The following is a 19,073-nucleotide window of genomic DNA, read 5'->3' on the forward strand; positions in this document are numbered from 1 at the left end:
AGCCCTGCGAGCGCGGGGAGCGGTGCCCCCGCTCGTTGAGCGACCAGAGCGAGCTCTGCGAGCGCCGGGAGTCGAAACGCCTCAAGCCCGCGCGTGGGCTTCGGGCGTCTCGACTCGCTTCGCTCGCTCGACGAGCGACGGGGGGCCTGCGCGTGGGCTTGGGGCGTCTCGACTCGCTTCGCTCGCTCGACGAGCAAGGGGGCGAAGCCCCTGCGCGCCCGCGAGGTGCCTACGCTGGATCCATGCACGGTGAATACAAGGTCCCCGGGGGCAAGCTGGTGGTCGTCGACCTCGAGGTGGTCGACGGCAGGATCAGCGATTTCCACCTCGCGGGCGACTTCTTCCTCGAGCCCGACGACGCGCTGCAGGACATCAACGCCGCCGTGAACGGCCTGCCCGAGACGGCCGACGTGCCGACCATCGCGGCCGCCGTGCGCGGTGCGCTGCCCGAGGGCGCGCAGCTGCTGGGCTTCACGCCCGAGTCGGTGGGCACCGCCGTGCGCCGGGCGCTGGTCACCGCCAGCGCATGGACCGACTTCGAGTGGGAGGTGGTCGATGATCCGGCCGTCTCGCCGAACATGAACCTGGCCCTCGACGAGGTGCTCACCGCGCGCGTCGGCGAGGGGCGCCGCAAGCCCACCCTGCGCATCTGGGAGTGGGACGAGTCGGCCGTCTCGATCGGATCCTTCCAGTCGTATCGCAACGAGGTCGATCCCGAGGGCGCGGCCGCGCACGGCTTCGATGTGGTGCGCCGCATCTCGGGCGGCGGCGCGATGCTCATGGGCGCCGGGCAGATCATCACCTACTCGCTGCACGTGCCCGCGTCGCTGGTGGCCGGCCTGACCTTCGCTGACTCGTACGCATACCTCGACGACTGGGTGCTGCACGCGCTGCGCTCGCTCGGCATCGACGCGACCTACCAGCCCCTCAACGACATCGCGAGCCCGACGGGCAAGATCGGCGGCGCCGCACAGAAGCGGCTCGCCAACGGCGGAGTGCTGCATCACGCGACGCTGAGCTACGACATCGACGGCGAAGTGATGACCCAGGTGCTGCGCATCGGCCGCGAGAAGCTCAGCGACAAGGGCACCGCGTCGGCGGCGAAGCGCGTGGATCCGATCCGTCGCCAGACCGGGATGACCCGTCGCGAGATCATCGACCGTCTCATCGCCTCGTTCCAGGAGTTCACGGGCGCGACGATCGGATCGATCTCGCCCGACGAATATGCCGAGGCCGAGGCGCTGGTCGCCTCGAAGTTCGCCACGGAGGCGTGGCTTCATCGCGTTCCCTGACCCGAGCCCCTCTCACGCCCGCTAGCGTGAGAGCGTCCGGCGAGGTCGCCGGTTCCTCAGGTTTCCGGCAAGGAGAGCGACGATGCGATTCGGCACCTTCATCCCCCAGGGCTGGCGCTTCGACCTGGTCGACATCGACCCGGCCGAGCACTGGACCACCATGAACACCCTCGCCCAGCGCGCAGATGCGGGGCCGTGGGAGTCGCTGTGGGTCTACGACCACTTCCACACGACCCCGGAGCCCAGCCAGGAGGCCACGCACGAGGCCTGGACGCTGATGGGCGCGTTCGCGGCATCGACCAGCCGCATCCGCCTCGGTCAGATGTGCACCTGCATGGGCTACCGCAACCCGGCCTATCTGGCCAAGGTCGCCGCGACCGTCGACCACGTCTCCGGCGGCCGCATCGAGATGGGCATCGGCGGCGGCTGGTACGAGCACGAGTGGCGCGCGTACGGCTACGGATTCCCCGAGATCCCGGATCGTCTCAAGATGCTGCGCGAGGGCGTCGACATCATGCACCAGGCCTGGACGACCGGATCCGCGACGCTCGACGGCGACTACTACCAGGTGGACGGCGCGATCGTCCGCCCGCTGCCGGTGCAGCAGGGCGGCATCCCGTTCTGGATCGCCGGCGGCGGCGAGAAGGTCACGCTGCGGATCGCGGCGAAGTACGCCGCGTACACGAACTTCAACGGCGGTGCCGAGAACTTCACGCGCAAGAGCGAGATCCTGCGCGGGCACACCGACAAGCTGGGTCGGGACTTCGCCTCGATCACCCGCTCGGCCAACTTCAACACCGTCATCGCCGAGACCGAGGCCGAGGTGCAGGAGCGCCTCGACGCGATCTTCGCGCGCGTCAAGCCGTACCTCTCGGACAGCGGCTACGAGCACTTCCAGAACGCCTACTCGGCCGGGGAGGCGCTCGTCGGCACGGTGGAGCAGGTGAGCGAGCAGCTCGCCGAGATGCAGAAGGCCGGCATGGGCTACGCCATCCACTACTTCCCCGAGGCCGCGTACGACCTGAGCGGCGTGGAGCTGTTCGAGCAGAAGGTCATCCCGCAGTTCAGCTGACGCCGAGCGACGGGGGCGGCCGGGTCGAGATGGCCCGCGCCGACCGCACAGGGGTGGGTTCCGGATGTCGGAGCCCACCCCTACTGTCATCTACATGACCGATCCTGCGGCCACGCAGCCCGCCTCTCCGGTGCAGGTGCCCGAGGGCGGGTTCCGCACGTTCGTGCACGTGCTGGTCAACACCGCCGTGGCAAACATCACCACCAGCTTTCTGTGGTTCGGGCTGACGTTCTGGGCCTATCAGGAGACCCGCAACGTCATCGCCACGGGCGTGATCGGCGGTGCGTACATGCTGTTCATCGCGCTGTTCAGCATGATGTTCGGCACGCTGGTCGACCGCTTCCGCAAGAAGGCGGTGATGCTGTGGGCCACGGTCATCGCGTTCATCGTGTTCACGCTGGATGCGGCGTTCTTCTTCGCCGTCGGCGAGGGAGCGATGTCCGACCTCACGCTGCCCTGGTTCTGGATCTTCGCGGTCGTGATGCTCGCGGGCGCCGTGGTCGAGCAGCTGCGCAACATCGCACTGTCCACCACCGTCACGCTGCTGGTGCCCGTCGAGCGGCACGCCAACGCGAACGGGCTCGTGGGCACGGTGCAGGGCGTGTCGATGCTCGTGACCAGCGTCTTCAGCGGCCTCGCGATCGGCTTCCTCGGCATGGGCTGGACCCTCATCATCGGTCTCGCCGTGATGCTGCTCGCCATGCTGCATCTCGCCTCGCTGCGCATCGTCGAGCGCGAGATCGTGCACGTCGAGGGCCAGACGAAGTGGGTCGACATCCGGGGCGGTTGGATCGCGGTGCTCGCGGCGCCCGGTCTCCTCGCGCTGGTGCTGTTCTCGACCATCAACAACTTCGTCGGCGGCGTCTACATGGCCCTGATGGATCCCTACGGCATCGACATGTTCGAGGTGCAGGGGTGGGGCATCTGGTTCGCCGTCGCCTCGACGGGCTTCATCGCGGGTGGCGCGGTGGTCGCGGCGACCGGGCTCGGGCGCAAGCCGATCCGCACCATGCTCGCGCTCGCCGCCGTCATCGGACTGCTCGGCGCTCTCTTCACGATCCGCGAATGGGCGTGGCTGTACATCCTGGGCTGCTGGCTCTACATGGCCGCCATCCCCGCGATCGAGGCCGCCGAGCAGACCGTGATCCAGAAGGTCGTGCCGTATCAGACCCAGGGGCGTGTGTTCGGCTTCGCGATGACCTTCGAGGCCGCCGCCGCGCCGATCACGTCGCTGCTCATCGCGCCGCTCGCCGAGCTCTGGATCATCCCCTACATGCGGGCGGACGGCGAGGCGCAGTGGGCCTGGCTGCTGGGCGAGGGCCACAACCGCGGCATCGCCCTGATCTTCGTCTTCGCCGGCCTGTTCACCACGCTGATCGCGCTCGTCGCCTTCCTCACCCCGCAGTACCGCCTGCTCTCGGCGAGGTTCGCGCAGTCGCCGGACCCGGATCCGGCCGCGTCACCGGATCCGGATCCGGGCGCGGAGGTCAACGCGGCCGAAGCCGAAGCCGGATCCCCGAACGCGCGGGGGACGACAGAATAGAGCGGTGAGCGATCAGCGACGACTGCCCAGGACCTCTCCCGAACGCGCCGGCATCGCCGGCGTCGAAGCGCTGTTCGCGGCGTTCGCGCAGCGGGGTGATGTGCACTCCGCGATGGTGCTGCGAGGCGGTGAGGTGGCGGCCGAGACGTGGTTCGCGCCCTACGAGCCCGACCAGACGCAGCGCATGTTCTCGGTCTCGAAGGCGTTCACGGCGATGGCGATCGGCATCGCCGTGGGCGAGGGGCTGCTGACGGTCGACGATCGTGTGATCGATCTGCTGCCCGACAAGCTGCCCGACGTCGTGAGCGACAACCTCGCCGCCATGCGGATCGAGCACCTGCTGACCATGACGACGGGCCACGACAAGAGCTCGATGGACGGCATCGGCATGAACCTCAGCCGTCCCGAAGACGACTGGGTGCGGGCGATCCTGGCAGAGGAGGCGCCGCTCGAACCCGGCTCCCGCTTCGTCTACGACACGGGTGCGACGTACCTGCTGTCGGCGATCCTGCACCGGCTCACCGGACAGCGCATGCTCGACTGGCTGGCCCCGCGCCTGCTGGAGCCGCTCGGCATCCGCACCGCCACCTGGGAGCAGGATCGCGCGGGCATCGACGTGGGCGGGTTCGGTCTGGCGATCACCACGGAGGACATGGCCTCGTTCGGCCAGCTGCTCCTGCAGCGCGGGCGCTGGGGCGAGGCGCAGCTCATCCCGCACGAGTGGGTGGACCGCGCGAGCCAGGCGCTCGCCGGCATCGACCCGCAGGGCTGGGAGGGCGACTGGGCGCAGGGCTACGGCTACCAGCTGTGGCGCTGCCGCACCAGCGCGTTCCGCGCGGACGGCGCGTTCGGGCAGTTCATCATCGTGTGGCCGGAGCACAACGCCGTGATCGCGCTCACCTCGGCCTCGTCGGTGACGCAGGAGATCCTGGATCTCGTGTGGACGACCCTCCGGTTCGGCGAGCCCGGCGACGGCGGCGAGACCTACGCGCCGCAGCTGTCGCTGCCCCTTCCGCAGGGCGCCGCCACCTCCTCGCACGAGGACAACGCCCTCGTCCGCCGGGACGGCGACCTGCTCGAGATCACGCACCGCGGCGTCACGCTGCGCGCGGCGCACGGGCGCTGGTTCGTCGACGACACCTTCGGCACCGCCTACGCGTGGGAGGACGACGCCACGCTGCGCGTCGCGACGCACCTGCTCGGCACCCCGTTCGGCTGGACGGGAACGGCGACGTTCGGCGACGGATCCGTCGAGCTCGCCTGGACGCAGAACGTCACCTTCTCGGGCGAGACGTCGTGGACGGAATCCGTGCTCCTCTGAGCCGAACCGTCACCGCTCCCGGCGGGTGCGCCCTCAGGCCCGCCGCGGAGTGGAGGCGCGCAGCCTCACCTCGAGGGGGAGAGCTGCGGCACCGCCCCAGTCGTCGGAGATCGCGGCCTCCAGCGCCTGAGCGCCGAGGGCCTCGAGGGGCACCGAGACGGTGGTGATGCCGGGCACGATGTCGCGGCCGGCGGCGATGTCGTCGAATCCGGCGATGGCGATGTCGTCGCCGGGCACAAGGCCGGCGTCGCGCACGGCCGACAGCGCGCCGATCGCGACGACGTCCGAGACGCCGAACAGCAGCGTGCCCGGCTCCAGACCCGCCTCGAGCAGCGTGGCCGCCGCCTCGTAGCCCGCATCGCGGGTGATCCCGGCACGCACGACCCGCGGCGCCGCACCCCCGCCCGCTTCGAAGCCCGCCGAGAAGCCCGCGATGCGGTCGTCCGAGGTGCGTACGCCCTCGCGCGCGGCGATGATCACGGCGTCGCGGTAGCCGAGCTCGGCCACGGCCGTGCCGAGGGCTTCTGCCCCGGCGAGGTTGTCGATGGGCACCACCTGCGACCCGGCGACGCCGGCGCCGAGCGTCACGATCCGGGCGCCGTGCGCCGTCGCCGCCTCGAGCTCGCGCGCAAGCGCCGACGGATCCACCGAGGTGTCGCGGGACGTGGCGAGGATGATGCCCCGCGGGCGCTGACCGCGCAGGGTGCGCACCAGGCTCAGCTCGCGCTCGGCGTCGCGGTCGGTGATCGCGATCGTCGTGATGAGCCCGGCCGATTCGGCCGCGCGGGTCACTCCCGCGGCGAGCTGGCCGAAGTACGGGTCGGCGATGTCGGCCACGAGCAGGGCCACAACGGGGGAGGTGCCGCGGGCGGTGGTCTGGGCCGAGAGGTTGGCGATGTAGCCGAGTCGCTCGGCGGCCTCTTCGACACGTCGGCGGTACTCGTGGGCGACCGGGCGCGATCCGTTGAGCACACGAGACGCCGTGGCGAGCGAGACGCCCGCCTCGGAGGCGACGTCTCCCAGCGTCGCGGCCCGGGAAGCGCTGGTTGCGGCCCGGGAAGCGCTGGTTGCGGCCCGGGAAGCGCTGGTGGCGGAACGCGACGGTGCGGGCGAGGACATGGTCGGATCCTACTTCGCGAGGAAGGGGGCGACGGCGCGATCGAACGCGTCGATCGTGCGCGTCACCGCGAGTGCGGGCGCGGTGTCCCAGATCGCCTGATTCAGCAGTTCGACCTCGATGTCGCCGTCGTATCCCGTCGCCTCGACCGCGCGGGTCATGGCCTCGAAATCGATCACGCCGTCGCCCGGATAGTGGCGCGAGAGCAGGTTGTCGGCTTCGAGGGGGGTCTTCCAGTCGCACACCTGGTAGGTGGCGATGCGGCCCTCGCGACCGGCGCGCTCGATCTTCGCGGTCACGTCCGGGTCCCACCACAGGTGGAAGGTGTCGACGGTCACGCCGACGACGGTCGGATCGAACGGGGCCGCGATGTCGAGCGCCTGGTCGAGGGTCGAGAGCACCGACCGATCGGACGCGTACATCGGATGCAGCGGCTCGAGCGCGAGGGTGACGCCGGCCTGCGCGGCGTGCGGCGCCAGCTCGGCCACGGCGTCGGCCACACGCTGACGCGCGCCGACGAGGTCGCGAGACCCGGTAGGCAGGCCGCCCACCACGAGCACCAGCACCGCGCGCGATCCGGGGGCGCCGGCGGCCGCGAGCACGGCCGTCTCGTCGATCGCGCGACGGTTGTCGTCGATCGCGGCCCGGCGATCCGGTCCCTCCTGCGCGGTGAACCAGCCGCCGCGGCAGTGGGTGGAGTAGCGCAGGCCGCTGTCGGCGAGCATGCGCGCCGACTCGTCGAGGCCCGCGTCCTGCACCTGCTCGCGCCACAGGCCGATCGCGCCGACGCCGGCCTCGGTCGCCACGCGCAGGGCCTCGGCGACCGTCGTCTTCTTGATCGTCGCCTGGTTGATCGACAGGCGGGGGTGCGGGGCGGTCATCGCGCGACTCCGTTCAGGTCGAGCAGCGCGTGCCAGCGGGCGGCGGCGAGCTCGGGGTTCTCGAGCGCGCGCGACGCGTTGGCCAGGCGCACGATCTCGGACAGGTGCGGCAGGCTGCGCGCCGAGTGCAGGCCGCCCACCATCTGGAAGGCCGCCTGGTGGCCGTTCAGCCAGGCGAGGAAGGCGACGCCCGTCTTGTAGAAGTACGTGGGGGCGGCGAACACCTGGCGCGAGAGCTCCTCGGTCGGGCCGAGCAGCGCCAGGTACCGATCCGGATCGCCCGCATCGAGCGCCTGGATCGCCGCGGAGGCGACGGGCGTGATCGCCGCGAACGCACCGAGCAGCGCGTCGGAGTGCGTCCGCGCGCCCTCGGTGCGGGCCGGCTGGGCGGCATCCGGCACGTCGGCCCCGCCGATGAGCCCGACGTAGTTGAAGTCGTCGCCCGTGAACATCCGCACCCCGCTGCCATCCGCTCCGAGCGGCAGGCGCTCGCGCACCCACACCTCGCTCTCGGCATCCAGCAGGCTCATCTTGACGCCGACGATCCGGCCCGGGTTCGCCTCGATGATGCGCAGCAGCACCTGGGCGGCCTCGCGCCAGTCGGCGTGGCCGAAGTACGACGCGAGCTCGGGGTCGAAGGCGGCACCGAGCCAGTGCAGCACCACCGGCACGGTGCCCGCGGCGAGCACGGCGTTGTAGACCCGCTCGTAGTCGGAGGCCGACTGCGCCGTGCGCGCGAGGTGGCGCGAGGCCATCAGCACGGGGATGGCGCCCTGCTCCTCGGCGAAGTGCAGCTGCGTTTTGTACGCGTCGATGATCTCGTTGAGCGAGATCGAGTGCTCCTCGACGTGGTCGGTGTTGACGCCGACGACGACGGATCCGCCCTCCTCGCGGGCGACCTCCGCGGATCGGCGGATGAGCTCGCGCACGGCCGTCGCGTCGAGGCCCATGTTGCGCTGGGCGGTGTCCATGGCGTCGGCGACGCCGAGACCCCAGCGGTACACGTTGCGGCGGAAGCCGAGCGTCGCGTCCCAGTCGATCTCGGCCGGGCGACCCGGGGTGTTGTCGGCCCACGCGTGCGGCACGACGTGGGCGGCGGCGTACGCGACGCGCGAGCGCAGCGGCCCGCTCGGGCGGGCGAACGAGGCGCCCTCCGACAGCTCGACGCGGGTCACCTCGCCCGAGGGAGAGAGGAGCGAGAGCGTCACAGCGACAGCTCCGGCAGGGTCACCTTGGCGCCGGTGCGGCTCGACTCGAGCCCGGAGACGGCGAGCTGCACGCCCCGCGCACCCGCGAGCAGGTCGAAGGCGTAGTGCGTGCCCTCGACGTACGAGCGCAGGTACTCCTCCCACTGCTGGCGGAAGCCGTTGAGGAACACGTCGTTGGTCGGCACGCTCTGCCAGTCGCCGTCGTAGTCGTGCGCGTCGACGAGGTCGGGGTTCCACACGGGCTTCGGCGTGGCGTTGCGGTGCTGGATCTTCGCCTTGTGCAGACCCACGACGGCCGAGCCGTGCGTGCCGTCGACGTGGAACTCGACCAGCTCGCCGCGGTCGACGCGAGTGGTCCACGACGAGTTGATCTGGGCGATGATCGGCTTGCCGTCGGGCCCGGTCAGCTCGAAGATGCCGTACGCGGCGTCCTCGGCGTCGGCGTCGTAGTGCTCGCCCTTCTCATCCCAGCGGTCGGAGATGTGCACCTCGGCCTGTGCGTACACCGACTTCACCTCGCCGAACAGGTTCTCGAGCACGTAGTTCCAGTGCGGGAACATGTCGACGATGATGCCGCCGCCGTCGGCGACCCGGTAGTTCCAGGAGGGGCGCTGCGCGACCTGCCAGTCGCCCTCGAACACCCAGTAGCCGAACTCTCCGCGCACCGACAGGATCCGGCCGAAGAAGCCCGAGTCGATGAGGCGCTTCAGCTTCTGCAGGCCGGGCAGGTAGAGCTTGTCGTGCACAACGCCGCTCTTCACGCCGGCCTCCTGCGCGAGGCGGGCGAGCTCGAGGGCCTCGTCGACACCCTCGGCCGTGGGCTTCTCGGTGTAGATCGCCTTGCCCGCCGCGATCGCCTTGCGCAGGGCCGCCGCGCGGGCCTTGGTGACGAGGAAGTCGGCGTAGATCTCCCACCGCGGATCGGCGAGCGCGCTGTCGAGGTCGGTCGTCCAGTCCTCGATGCCGTGCTGCGCCGCGATCTCGGCGAGCTTGGCCTCGCTGCGGCCCACGAGGAGCGGCCGCACGGTGACCTTCGAGCCGTCGGGCAGCTCGATGCCGCCCTGATCGCGGATCGCGAGGATCGAGCGCACGAGGTGCTGGCGGTACCCCATCCGGCCCGAGACGCCGTTCATGATGATGCCGATCTCGCGGACGGCGGGGCTGGTGGTGTCAGTCACGATGAGCTTCCTTGCTGGTCGGGCCGCGTCGCTGCGGGCCTGGTGAAAGTCGTCGGGAACCGCTCGGTAAGCGCTTTCCCACGGGGAGTCTTGCACGGGCGATCCGGATCGCGCAAGCGTGTGGGCCCGCTCAGCGAGCGGGCTGATCGCTCGGTTCTCGCGTCCGCGGCGCACCGCGCCGCGTGAAGGTGCGCTGCTCGGCCGCGACCCGCCGCACCCACGTCGGGACGTCCGTGACGACGGGGTGCGATGCGGATCCGGATCCCTCCACGGCGATGCGTGCGGGCATCAGGCCTCCCGCACGAATGCGTGGCCCTGTGGGGGAAGGGTGCCGATGCCGCCGAACGCGATGTCGACCGCGTCGTCGGTGTGATTCACGACGGTGACGAGCGATCCGCGGCGCGCCACCTCGACCCCGGCCGGCAGGCCCTCGACGACCGGGCGCACCTCCGCCGCGGCGAGCAGCCGCTCGACGATCGCGTCGACTCCCGCGGCGTCGGGCTGGGTGGCCACGTACCAGGCCGAGCCGTTGCGGGTCAGCGCCGGGCGTCCGGCCGAGGGGCCCTCCTCGAAGGCCGCCAGCACCTCGGCGCCGGTGGCGACGAGCGCCTCGCCGAGGAACGTGCCGCCGAAATCGAGGCCAGAGCCGGTGACGCGTGCGTGCTGGCCTTCCGTCGCCGAGGCCTGGGCCTCCTGACCCGCGCGCTCCGCGGCCGCGCCGAGCACCGGGGGCACAAGCGCCCGGAAGTCCTCGAGCGCGATGCCCAGCATCGGTCCGAGCTGCGTGACGAACCCGCCGGCACGGAAGCGGTCGCACTCGTCGACGATGTCGGTGAAGGGGCCGGCCAGCAGCGTGCCGCCGCGTTCCACGTGCGCGCGCAGGGCGTCCGCCCCGCTGTCGCGCAGCAGGTAGAGGAAGGGCGCGATCGCGAGCGAATAGCGGGCGTCGACCTTCTCGGGCGGCACGATGTCGACCATCACGCCCCTCGCATGCAGCGCTCCGTACCACTCGCGGATCACGCCGAGGTAGTCGATCCGCAGCGGTTTGGCGTCCTCCTCGACGGCCCACCAGTTCTCCCAGTCGAAGACGAGCGCGACCTGCGCGTCGCCCTCCGCGGGCGAGGGCAGCGCGCCGAGACCCGCCAGCTCGGCGCCGATCGAGGTGACGTCGCGCCACGTGCGGGTGGGGGAGCCCGCGATGTGGGTGCCGGCCTGCGGCACCATCGCGGAGTGGAACTTCTCGACGCCGCTGCGCGACTGGCGCCACTGGAAGAACATGATCCCGTCGGCTCCGCGTCCGACGGCCACGGCCGTCTCGGCCGCGAGGCGTCCGTCCTGCTTCGAGGGGTTCACCGGGCGCCAGTTGACCGCGTCGGTGGCCTGCTCCAGCAGGATCCACGGCGTCTCGCGCTTGAGCGAGCGCACCAGATCGCGCTGGAACGCGACGTTGCGCACCCGGTGCGGATCGAGCGGATCCGGATAGCAGTCATCCGTGATGACGTCGATGTCGTCGGACCACGACGCGTAGTCGGCGGGCTTGAACGGGCCCATCATGTTCGTCGAGATGGGCTGGGTGGCACCGCTCGCGCGGATGATGTCGCGTTCCATCCGGTAGCACTCGAGCCACATGTCCGACATAAAGCGCCGGTAGTCGAGCTGCTGAGCCGGGTTGCGTGTGTAGGGCGCGCGGCGCGGCGGGAAGACCTCGTCGAAGGATCCGTAGCGCTGCGACCAGAAGTCGGTGCCCCACGCAGCGTTCAGGCCCGCGATGTCGCCATAGCGGTCGGCGAGCCAGCGGCGGAAGGCGTCTCGCGCACTGTCCGAGTACTCGACGGGCAGATGGCAGCCGAGCTCGTTGGAGACGTGCCACATCACGACGGCGGGATGGTGGGCGTACCGCTCGGCCAGCCGCCGCACGACCTCCCCTGCCAGGCGGCGGTAGGTCGGCGAGGACGGCGAGTGGTGCTGCCGCGAGCCGTGCCAGTAGGGCGCGCCCAGCTCATCGGCGGCGAGCACGTCGGGATGCCGCGACGAGACCCACGGTGGCGGTGAGGCGGTCGGGGTGGCGAGGTTCACGCCGATTCCTCCCGCGTGCAGCTTGTCGATCACGCGGTCGAGCCAGTCGAAGTCCCACACGTCGGGCGCGGGCTGCAGCCTCGACCACGCGAAGATGCCGAGGCTGACGGTGGTGACCTTCGCCTCCTGCATCAGGCGGACATCGTCGTCCCAGACCTCCTCCGGCCACTGATCCGGGTTGTAGTCGGCGCCGTACAGCATCAGACCTCCGAGGTCTCGGCCGCGGCGAGGCGGCGCTTGCGGGCCGCCCGCTCCGGCACGGCGACCACCGCGAGCGCGGCGAGACCGAGGGCCGGGACGAGCAGCGGGATCAGCGCCCACGTCGCGATCGCGACGAAGGCGGCGGCGATGAAGAGGTAGACGGCTCCGGCCGGATCGGCGGCGGCCCGCGCGGGCACCTGGCGCACGGCGGCGCGCCATCCGGTCGCCGGGTCCCAGGCTCCGGCGATCAGCAGCAGCGCCGTGCCGAGGGCGCCGAGACCCAGCCAGCCGACCAGGGCGATGAGCTCTCCCCCGGGAAGGGCGCCGGATCCGGCGATGTCGACATCCAGCAGCAGCACGAGGGCCAGCGCGAGCGCGCCGACACCGACACCCCACCCCCAGCGCAGGCTGGCGGCGACGTCGCGCCAGAACAGGCCCAGCCCCGACTCCTCGGCGGCGATGTGCCGACGCAGGTGGCGCGCGCCGGCGGCGAGCGCGATCGGCAGGGTCACCACCGGCAGCGACACGAGCGTCACCAGCACGCCGGTCAGCATCACCTCGCCGAGCAGGCCGAGCAGCCCGTGCGCCCCCGGATTGCGGGGCGGCACCCAGCTGGCGGGGGCGGGGCCCGCTCCCGAGGCGACGCCCCGGCGGGCGTCCCGTTCGGCGATCCGTGCGCGCGACGCGATCCGGGACATCAGCCCTTGAGCCCCGACGTCGCCACGCCCTCGATGAGGAAGCGCTGGAAGACCAGGAAGAACAGCAGGATCGGCACCAGCGCCAGGAACGACACCGCGACCGTCGCGCCGTAGTCGCTGGAGGATGTCTGGTCGTTGTACAGGCGCAGCGCGATCGGGAGCGGATAGTTCTCGGGGCTCGTGATGTAGAGCAGCGGCGAGAGGAAGTCGTTCCACGTCCAGATGAACGCGAAGATCGCGCAGGTGATGAGCGCCGGCTTGATGAGCGGCAGCAGGATCGACCAGAAGATGCGCCAGTGGCCGGCCCCGTCGATGCGCGCCGCCTCATCCATGTCGCGGGGGATGCCGCGCAGGAACTGCACGATGAGGAACACGAAGAACGCCTCGGTGGCGAGGAACTTCGGCAGCAGCAGCGGCCAGTAGGTGTCCATCAGCTCGAGCCGGTTGAACATGATGTACTGCGGGATGATGATCACGTGGAACGGCAGCAGCAGCGTTCCGATCATGCCGGCGAACAGCACGCCGAGGCCCTTGAAGTTGATGCGCGCGAAGGCGTAGGCCGCCAGGGCCGACGACGCCACGGTGCCCACCACGGCCGCGACGCCCAGCAGCAGGCTGTTGGCGAAGAAGCGCCACAGCGGCACGCCGCCGATGCCCTCGAGCACCTTCACGTAGTTGCGGATCGTCGGGTTCTCCGGGATGAGCCCAGGGTTCTGGCCGAACTCGGCGTTCGGCTTGAAGGTGGCAAAGAGCAGCCAGATCAGCGGGTACAGCACCAGCAGCGTGAGGGCCGCCAGCACAACGAACCAGATGATCGTCTGTACGGTCTTGCGCTTGATGCGCGGGCGACGCTCGGCCGATCCGGTCGCGAGCAGCTGGGTGGTGGTCATCGGTTGTCTCCCGCGTAGTGGACCCACGACTTCTGGGTGCGGAACAGGATGGCGGCCAGGATCGCGACGACGATGAGCAGCACCCACGCCATCGCGGCGGCGTAGCCCATGCGGGCGTCGGCGAATCCGGTCTTGTAGAGCATGACCGTGAAGAAGTTGGTCATGCCGGCGGGGCCGCCGGAGCCGTTCGAGATGATGTACGCCGGCGCGAACACCTGGAACGCGTTGATCAGCTCGAGCACGAGGTTGAAGAAGATGACGGGCGAGAGCATCGGGATCGTCACGTTCCAGAACCGGCGGATCGCTCCCGCGCCGTCCATCTCGGCCGCCTCGTAGAGATCCTGCGGCACCTGCTTGAGGCCCGCGAGGAAGATCACCATCGGGGCGCCGAACTGCCAGACGGCCAGGATGATCATCATCGGCACCACGAGGTCGACGTTGCCGACCCAGCCGCCCAGCTGGATGCCGAACAGGCTCAGGCCCTGGTCGACCGGGCCGTCGGTGTTGAACATCGCGCGCCACACGATGGCGACCGAGACGCTCGCGCCGATGAGGCTCGGGGCGTAGAACGACGACCGGAAGAAGCCGGCGCCCTTGTCGCGGTAGTTCAGCAGCAGCGCGATGCCGAGCGCGGCCGCGAGCTTGACCGGGGTGCCCACGAGCACGTAGACGAGCGTGATCATCGACGAGTGCGCGAACTCGGGGTCGTTCGTGAACAGGCGGATGTAGTTGTCCAGCCCGATCCACTTCGGCGCCGTGAAGATGTCGTAGCGCGTGAACGACAGATACAGCGAGTAGATCATCGGGCCCAGGGTGAGGCCGAAGAACCCGATCAACCACGGCACGAGGAACCCGTAGCCGGTGAGGGTCTCGCGGATGCTGCGCGCGCGCAGCTCGGGCCGTGCGGGGCCGCGGTTCGCCCGCCCCTTGGTGCCGCGCGCCGCGCGTGCCGCGCTGCGCGTCACGATGGTGCGGGTCTCGGTGACCGTCATCGTTCGTCCTTCCGGGACGTCATCGTCCGTCTGCGTGTGTAGCATGCCGCGGGCCCGGGGGGGGGGGGCCCCCCGGGGCGCGGCGGGGGGGAGGGGGGGGGGGGGGCGCGGGGCCCCCCCCCCCCCCCCCCGGGGGCCCCCCCCCCCCCCCCCCCGCGGCGAGGAGAAGGTGGCGGGAGGAGCGCCACCGAGGGCATCAGCCGTTGAGGGTGATGTCGATCTTGTCCATCAGACGCTTGACCGCGTCGTCGACGGAGATGGTGCCGTGGCCGAGCTCCTGGCCGATGAGGCGGAACTCCTCCTCGATCGAGCCGTAGCCGATGACCGGAACGGGCGGGGCGTCGCCGAGCCGGTCGGCGATCGACGCCTCGTACTCCTGGATCTGTGCGTCCAGGCCCTCGAGCGTCGCGCCCGAGAGGGCGGTCTCGGAGGCGGGGAGCCCGCGGTTGGTGCCGAAGACCTCACCCGTGATCGGGTCGTTGATGAGGAAGTCGATCAGCATCGCGGCCTCTGCCGGGTGGTCGGTCTTGGCCGAGGCGGCGTGCAGCATCGAGGGCTTCTGGTACAGGTCCTTCGCGCCCTCGACCGTGACGGGCGGGGCGATCAGGCCGAGCTCGGTGTAGCCCTCGCCGAGGTTGCCGAGGTAGCCGCCGCCGAAGTTGTCCCACGTGAGCTCGCTGGCGGTGATGGCCGAGTCGAACGCCGAGAGCGGGTAGATCTCCTCGAGCTTCTGCGAGCCGACGACGCCGCCGGAGGCGCGCACCGCGTCGCCGTCCTCCCAGAAGGCCTTGAGGTCGTCCTCGGTGAATCCGAGCTCGCCCTCCTCGCTGAAGAGGAACTTGTCGTGCGCACGCAGCTGGATCTCGAAGTTCTGGATGCGACCCGTGTAGTCGGTGCCGCCGAAGACGGTCCCGCCCCCGGCCTCCGACACCTGGGCCATCCAGTCGGTGTAGTCCTCCCACGATCCGCCGGCGAACTCCTCGACGCCGACCGTCTCGAGCAGCTTGGGGTTCGTGTAGAGGCCCCAGGCGTTGGTCGAGATCGGCACGGCGAACTGGCCGTCGGCGACCTTGCCGATGTCGAGCACCTTCTCGTCGATCGGATCGGTCTGGATCGCCTCGCCGAGGTAGGGGGTGAGATCGAGCAGCAGGCCGTTCTCGGCGTACTGGCGCAGGTACGAGTAGTCGAACTGCATCACGTCGGGAAGCCCGCCGCCGGCGGCCTCGGTCTGGCGCTTCTCCCAGAACTCGGGGAAGCCCAGGAACGACTCGTTCACCGTGATGTTCGGGTGCTCCTCCTCGAACGCGTCGATGACCTGCGTGTAGAGGTCGGCGCGGACGTCGTTGCCCCAGAACGCGAAGTCGAGGGTGACCTTCTCGTTCGGGTCGGCGGTCTCGGCCGGGCCGGCGTCGCCGCCGCCACCGGCGCATCCGGCGAGGAGGGTCGCGGTCGCGGCGATCGCCGCGGCGGCGAGGTAGGGCTTGAGGCTGCGGAACGTCATTGTTCTCCTTGGTGTGAGCTCGCTGCCGAGGATGGAGACGATTCGGCAAGCGCTTTCCGTCAGCGTAAGGCTGGCCGAGCGAGGCGTCAAGAGTCGCCTTGAAACGTTATAAGCCCGGTGCGCCTGCGGCGGTGCGCGCGCGTTGGGAGGGGATCCCGCGCGGGGAGGGCGGTGATCCGGATCCGGGCCCTCCTGACTCGGGATCTCCTCCGCAGGCGGGCGTCAGGGGCGGCGCTTCCCGTGCGCGCGCATCGGGAGGGGATCCCGCGCAGGGAGGGTGGAGATCCGGATCTGGGTCCTCTCGATCCGGGATCTCCTCCCGTTGTGGGCGTCAAGGGTCGCGGTCCCCGTCCCGCCCGCGCGCGTTGGGAGGGGATCCCGCGCGGGGAGGGCGGTGATCCGGATCTGGGCCCTCCCGATCCAGGATCTCCTCCGGTTCGCAGTGTCAGGGTGGCGCTCCCCGCGCGCGGGTCGGGAGGAGATCCCGCGTGGGGAGGGTGGGGATCCGGATCTGGGCCCTCCCGAGCCGAGATCTCCTCCGCAGGGGGCGTCAGGGGCGGCGCTTCCCGTGCGCGCATCGGGAGGGGATTCCGCACCGGGAGGGCGGTGATCCGGATCTGGGCCCTCCCGATCCGGGATGTCCTCCGGTTGCGGGCGTCAGGGGTCGCGGCGGCGCGCCCGCGTTGGGAGGGGATCCCGCGTGGGGAGGGTGGGAATCGGATCTGGGTCCTCCCGATCCGGGATCTCCTCCGGTTGCGGGCGTCAGGGGTCGCGGTCCCTTCCCGCGCGCGTCGGGAGGGGATCCCGCGCGGGGAGGGCGGGGATCCGGATCTGGGCCCTCCCGAGCCGGGATGTCCTCCGGTTGCGGGCGTCAGGGGCGGCGGTCGATCACCCGCGAGCGGAAGGAGGCGCGGTGCGTGGGATGGGCGGCGATGCTGGCCGGGGTGACCGCTGCGCCGTCGGCGTCGGCCGAGGCGTAGAGTGCCGCCACCAGCCCGAAGATGCGGGCGGCGTCCGTGGCGATGGCGGGCAGGGCGGATCCGTCGCGCAGCGCCGCGAGCACCTCGGCCAGCAGAGCGACGTGGCCGCTCGGCACCTCGTCGGCGGGCAGTGCGGTCCAGCGCGCGGCGGTCGCGGGGTCGACATGCGGCGCGGGCGTGATGCGCCAGTGCTCGTGCCCGTGGCCGTACAGGTGCTCGACCTCGACGGTGGCCTGCTCGCAGTCGATGCGCACCGCGCTCTTCTGCCGCGGGGACACCGCGCTCACCGACACGGATGCCACGGCTCCGTTCGCGTAGGCGACGGTCGCGGTGGCGGCATCCTCGGTCTCGGTGTCGCGGGCCAGGCGCCACAGGCGCGCCTCGACGCTCTCCCAGTCGCCGAGCAGGTGGGTCAGCAGGTCGAGCTGGTGGATGCCGTGGCCGAGCACGGTGCCGCCGCCCTCGGTCTGCCACTTCCCGCGCCACGGCACGGCGTAGTAGTCGGCGTCGCGGTGCCACAGGGTCTCGCACGTGGCGAACAGCGGTCGCCCCAGCTCGCCCGACGCGAGCAGTGCGTGCACGTGCGCGGCGGCGGATCCGGATCTCTGCTGGAAGACGAACGCGAGCCGCCGGCCCGCGGCGTCCGCGGCATCCTGCATGGCGTCGAGCTCTTCGAGCGAGGCGGCCGGCGGCTTCTCGACCACCACGTCGGCACCCGCGGCGAAGGCGGCGCGGGCCTGCGCGAGGTGAACCGAGGGTGGTGTGCAGATCAGCAGCACGTCGGGGTGCGCGGCGGCGAGCAGCGCCTCGAGGTCGTCGAACACCTCGGGGTCGCCCCAGCGCAGGGCGAACGCGCGCGCGGCCTCGGCGGAGCGGTCGGCCACCGCCACGAGCTCGGCGTCGGCGAAGGCCGCCACCCCTTCGGCGTGCAGGTGGGCGACGGCACCGGTGCCCACGAGGGCGACGCGCAGCTTCGAGCGATCCATGGCACCAGGGTAAGCGCTTGCCCGCCGCGCCCGCGCCGGGGCCGCGTTCATCCCGCCAACCGCGTCCACCCACCGATCCGGCCGCTGGGCCGGAACGAGGCGGGATCAGCCCGTGACGGGGACCGAGACCCGTGCCACCGACCCGCGCTCCACGAGCGTGGTCGCCAGCTCGATGCGGGTCATGGGCGGGCGGTCGCCGTGGGCGAGATCGCTGAGCAGGCGCACGGCCTGGTCGGCCATCTGCGCGAGGGGCTGGTGCACCGTCGTGAGGGTCGGGGAGAGGTACTCGCACAGCACGGTGTCGTCGAAGCCGATGACCGACAGGTCATCGGGGATGCGCAGACCGCGCTCGGACGCCGCGTGGTAGACGCCCATGGCCTCCAGGTCGCTGGAGGCGACGATCGCGGTGGGCGGCTCTGCGAGGTCGAGCAGCGCGCGCGCGGCGATCTCGCCGCCCACGATCATGAAGTCGCCGGGCTGGATGAGCGCGGGGTCGACGGGGATGCCGTTGCGGCGCAGCGCGGCGGTGTAGCCCTCCTGGCGCTCGAGCGAGACGTTCGCGCCCGGATCGCCGCCGATGAAGCCGATGCGGCGGTGGCCGAGATCGATGAGGCGCTGGGTCGCATCGCGCACGCCCGCCCAGTTCGTCACTCCCACCTGGGCGATCTCGCCCGCCTCGCTGCCGACGGCGTCGATGTGCACCATCGGCACCCCGGCCGCGCGCAGGCGCTCCAGCTCGGCGTGATCGGCCCGGGTCGTCGCCACGAGCACACCGCTGGAGCGGTGGGCCAGCACCGAGGCGACCCAGGCGGACATCGAGAAGTCCTCCTTGCCCAGGTTCGTCACCACGAGCGACTTGCCGTGCAGGGCGGCGGCCTGCTCGGCGCCGCGCACGACCTCGAGGGCCCAGAGCGTGCCGATGCCGCCGATGAGCAGCTCGATCAGCCCGTGCGCATCGCCGATGGCGGCGGCGCCTCCGCGGGGCTGCCAGCCCAGCTCCTGGGCGGCGGCGAGCACGCGCTGGCGCGTCTCCTGGGCGATGTCGGTGCGACCCGACAGGACCTTCGAGACGGTCGACACCGAGACATCGGCGGCAGCGGCGATGTCGGCGAGGCGGACTCGCGATGCGGCCACGGA

16 protein-coding genes are annotated in these 19,073 nt (G+C 71.2%); 4 read left to right on the plus strand and 12 right to left on the minus strand.

Features of this window, described 5'->3' with window-relative positions:
• Positions 1 to 242: 242 nt before the first annotated feature.
• The 4 genes from lplAB to J5V96_RS03800 all read left to right on the plus strand — a co-directional run bounded on the left by lplAB (position 243) and on the right by J5V96_RS03800 (position 5,228).
• Positions 243 to 1,292 (plus strand): lipoate-protein ligase LplAB, encoded by a 1,050-nt coding sequence (lplAB, locus tag J5V96_RS03785; protein WP_208500284.1) that lies wholly within the window; start codon positions 243 to 245, stop codon positions 1,290 to 1,292.
• Positions 1,293 to 1,374: 82 nt separating this feature from the next.
• Positions 1,375 to 2,364, plus strand: coding sequence for an LLM class F420-dependent oxidoreductase (locus tag J5V96_RS03790; RefSeq protein WP_208500285.1), 990 nt, complete (start codon positions 1,375 to 1,377; stop codon positions 2,362 to 2,364).
• A gap of 94 nt (positions 2,365 to 2,458) precedes the next feature.
• Positions 2,459 to 3,907, plus strand: a complete 1,449-nt coding sequence (locus tag J5V96_RS03795) for an MFS transporter (protein WP_208500286.1) — start codon at positions 2,459 to 2,461, stop codon at positions 3,905 to 3,907.
• Between the two features lie 4 nt (positions 3,908 to 3,911).
• A complete protein-coding gene (locus tag J5V96_RS03800; protein WP_307793457.1) occupies positions 3,912 to 5,228 on the plus strand; it encodes a serine hydrolase domain-containing protein in 1,317 nt (438 codons plus the stop codon).
• Between the two features lie 33 nt (positions 5,229 to 5,261).
• On the opposite strand, the gene J5V96_RS03805 is transcribed toward J5V96_RS03800, so the two are convergent.
• From J5V96_RS03805 to J5V96_RS03860, 12 genes are all read right to left on the minus strand, one after another.
• Positions 5,262 to 6,347: a LacI family DNA-binding transcriptional regulator gene (locus tag J5V96_RS03805; protein WP_208500287.1), complete on the minus strand. Its 1,086-nt coding sequence runs from the start codon at positions 6,345 to 6,347 to the stop codon at positions 5,262 to 5,264.
• A 9-nt stretch (positions 6,348 to 6,356) separates the two neighbouring features.
• Positions 6,357 to 7,226, minus strand: a complete 870-nt coding sequence (locus J5V96_RS03810) for a sugar phosphate isomerase/epimerase family protein (RefSeq protein WP_208500288.1) — start codon at positions 7,224 to 7,226, stop codon at positions 6,357 to 6,359.
• The gene (locus J5V96_RS03815) at positions 7,223 to 8,434 is read right to left on the minus strand and encodes a DUF993 family protein (protein ID WP_208500289.1); all 1,212 of its coding nucleotides are present in this window, start codon (positions 8,432 to 8,434) and stop codon (positions 7,223 to 7,225) included. The genes J5V96_RS03810 and J5V96_RS03815 overlap by 4 nt, the downstream gene beginning before the upstream one ends.
• Positions 8,431 to 9,567, minus strand: coding sequence for a Gfo/Idh/MocA family protein (locus J5V96_RS03820; RefSeq protein WP_208500708.1), 1,137 nt, complete (start codon positions 9,565 to 9,567; stop codon positions 8,431 to 8,433). Before J5V96_RS03820 ends, J5V96_RS03815 begins: the two co-directional genes overlap by 4 nt.
• Before the next feature lie 175 nt (positions 9,568 to 9,742).
• Entirely contained in the window at positions 9,743 to 9,901 is a 159-nt protein-coding gene (locus J5V96_RS03825; RefSeq protein ID WP_208500290.1) for a hypothetical protein, read from the minus strand.
• Entirely contained in the window at positions 9,901 to 11,889 is a 1,989-nt protein-coding gene (locus J5V96_RS03830; protein ID WP_208500291.1) for a beta-galactosidase, read from the minus strand. The genes J5V96_RS03825 and J5V96_RS03830 overlap by 1 nt, the downstream gene beginning before the upstream one ends.
• The gene (locus tag J5V96_RS03835; protein ID WP_208500292.1) at positions 11,889 to 12,587 is read right to left on the minus strand and encodes a hypothetical protein; all 699 of its coding nucleotides are present in this window, start codon (positions 12,585 to 12,587) and stop codon (positions 11,889 to 11,891) included. Before J5V96_RS03835 ends, J5V96_RS03830 begins: the two co-directional genes overlap by 1 nt.
• Positions 12,587 to 13,477 (minus strand): carbohydrate ABC transporter permease, encoded by an 891-nt coding sequence (locus tag J5V96_RS03840; protein WP_208500293.1) that lies wholly within the window; start codon positions 13,475 to 13,477, stop codon positions 12,587 to 12,589. The genes J5V96_RS03835 and J5V96_RS03840 overlap by 1 nt, the downstream gene beginning before the upstream one ends.
• Positions 13,474 to 14,469: a carbohydrate ABC transporter permease gene (locus J5V96_RS03845; RefSeq protein WP_208500294.1), complete on the minus strand. Its 996-nt coding sequence runs from the start codon at positions 14,467 to 14,469 to the stop codon at positions 13,474 to 13,476. Before J5V96_RS03845 ends, J5V96_RS03840 begins: the two co-directional genes overlap by 4 nt.
• A 196-nt stretch (positions 14,470 to 14,665) precedes the next feature.
• Positions 14,666 to 15,970, minus strand: coding sequence for an ABC transporter substrate-binding protein (locus J5V96_RS03850; protein WP_208500295.1), 1,305 nt, complete (start codon positions 15,968 to 15,970; stop codon positions 14,666 to 14,668).
• Positions 15,971 to 16,841: 871 nt separating this feature from the next.
• A complete protein-coding gene (locus J5V96_RS03855) occupies positions 16,842 to 17,936 on the minus strand; it encodes a Gfo/Idh/MocA family protein (protein WP_208500296.1) in 1,095 nt (364 codons plus the stop codon).
• 105 nt (positions 17,937 to 18,041) lie between these two features.
• Positions 18,042 to 19,070, minus strand: coding sequence for a LacI family DNA-binding transcriptional regulator (locus J5V96_RS03860; RefSeq protein WP_208500297.1), 1,029 nt, complete (start codon positions 19,068 to 19,070; stop codon positions 18,042 to 18,044).
• Positions 19,071 to 19,073: the final 3 nt, after the last annotated feature.

The sequence above is a fragment of the Microbacterium stercoris genome (assembly GCF_017592545.1).
Lineage (GTDB): Bacteria > Actinomycetota > Actinomycetes > Actinomycetales > Microbacteriaceae > Microbacterium > Microbacterium stercoris.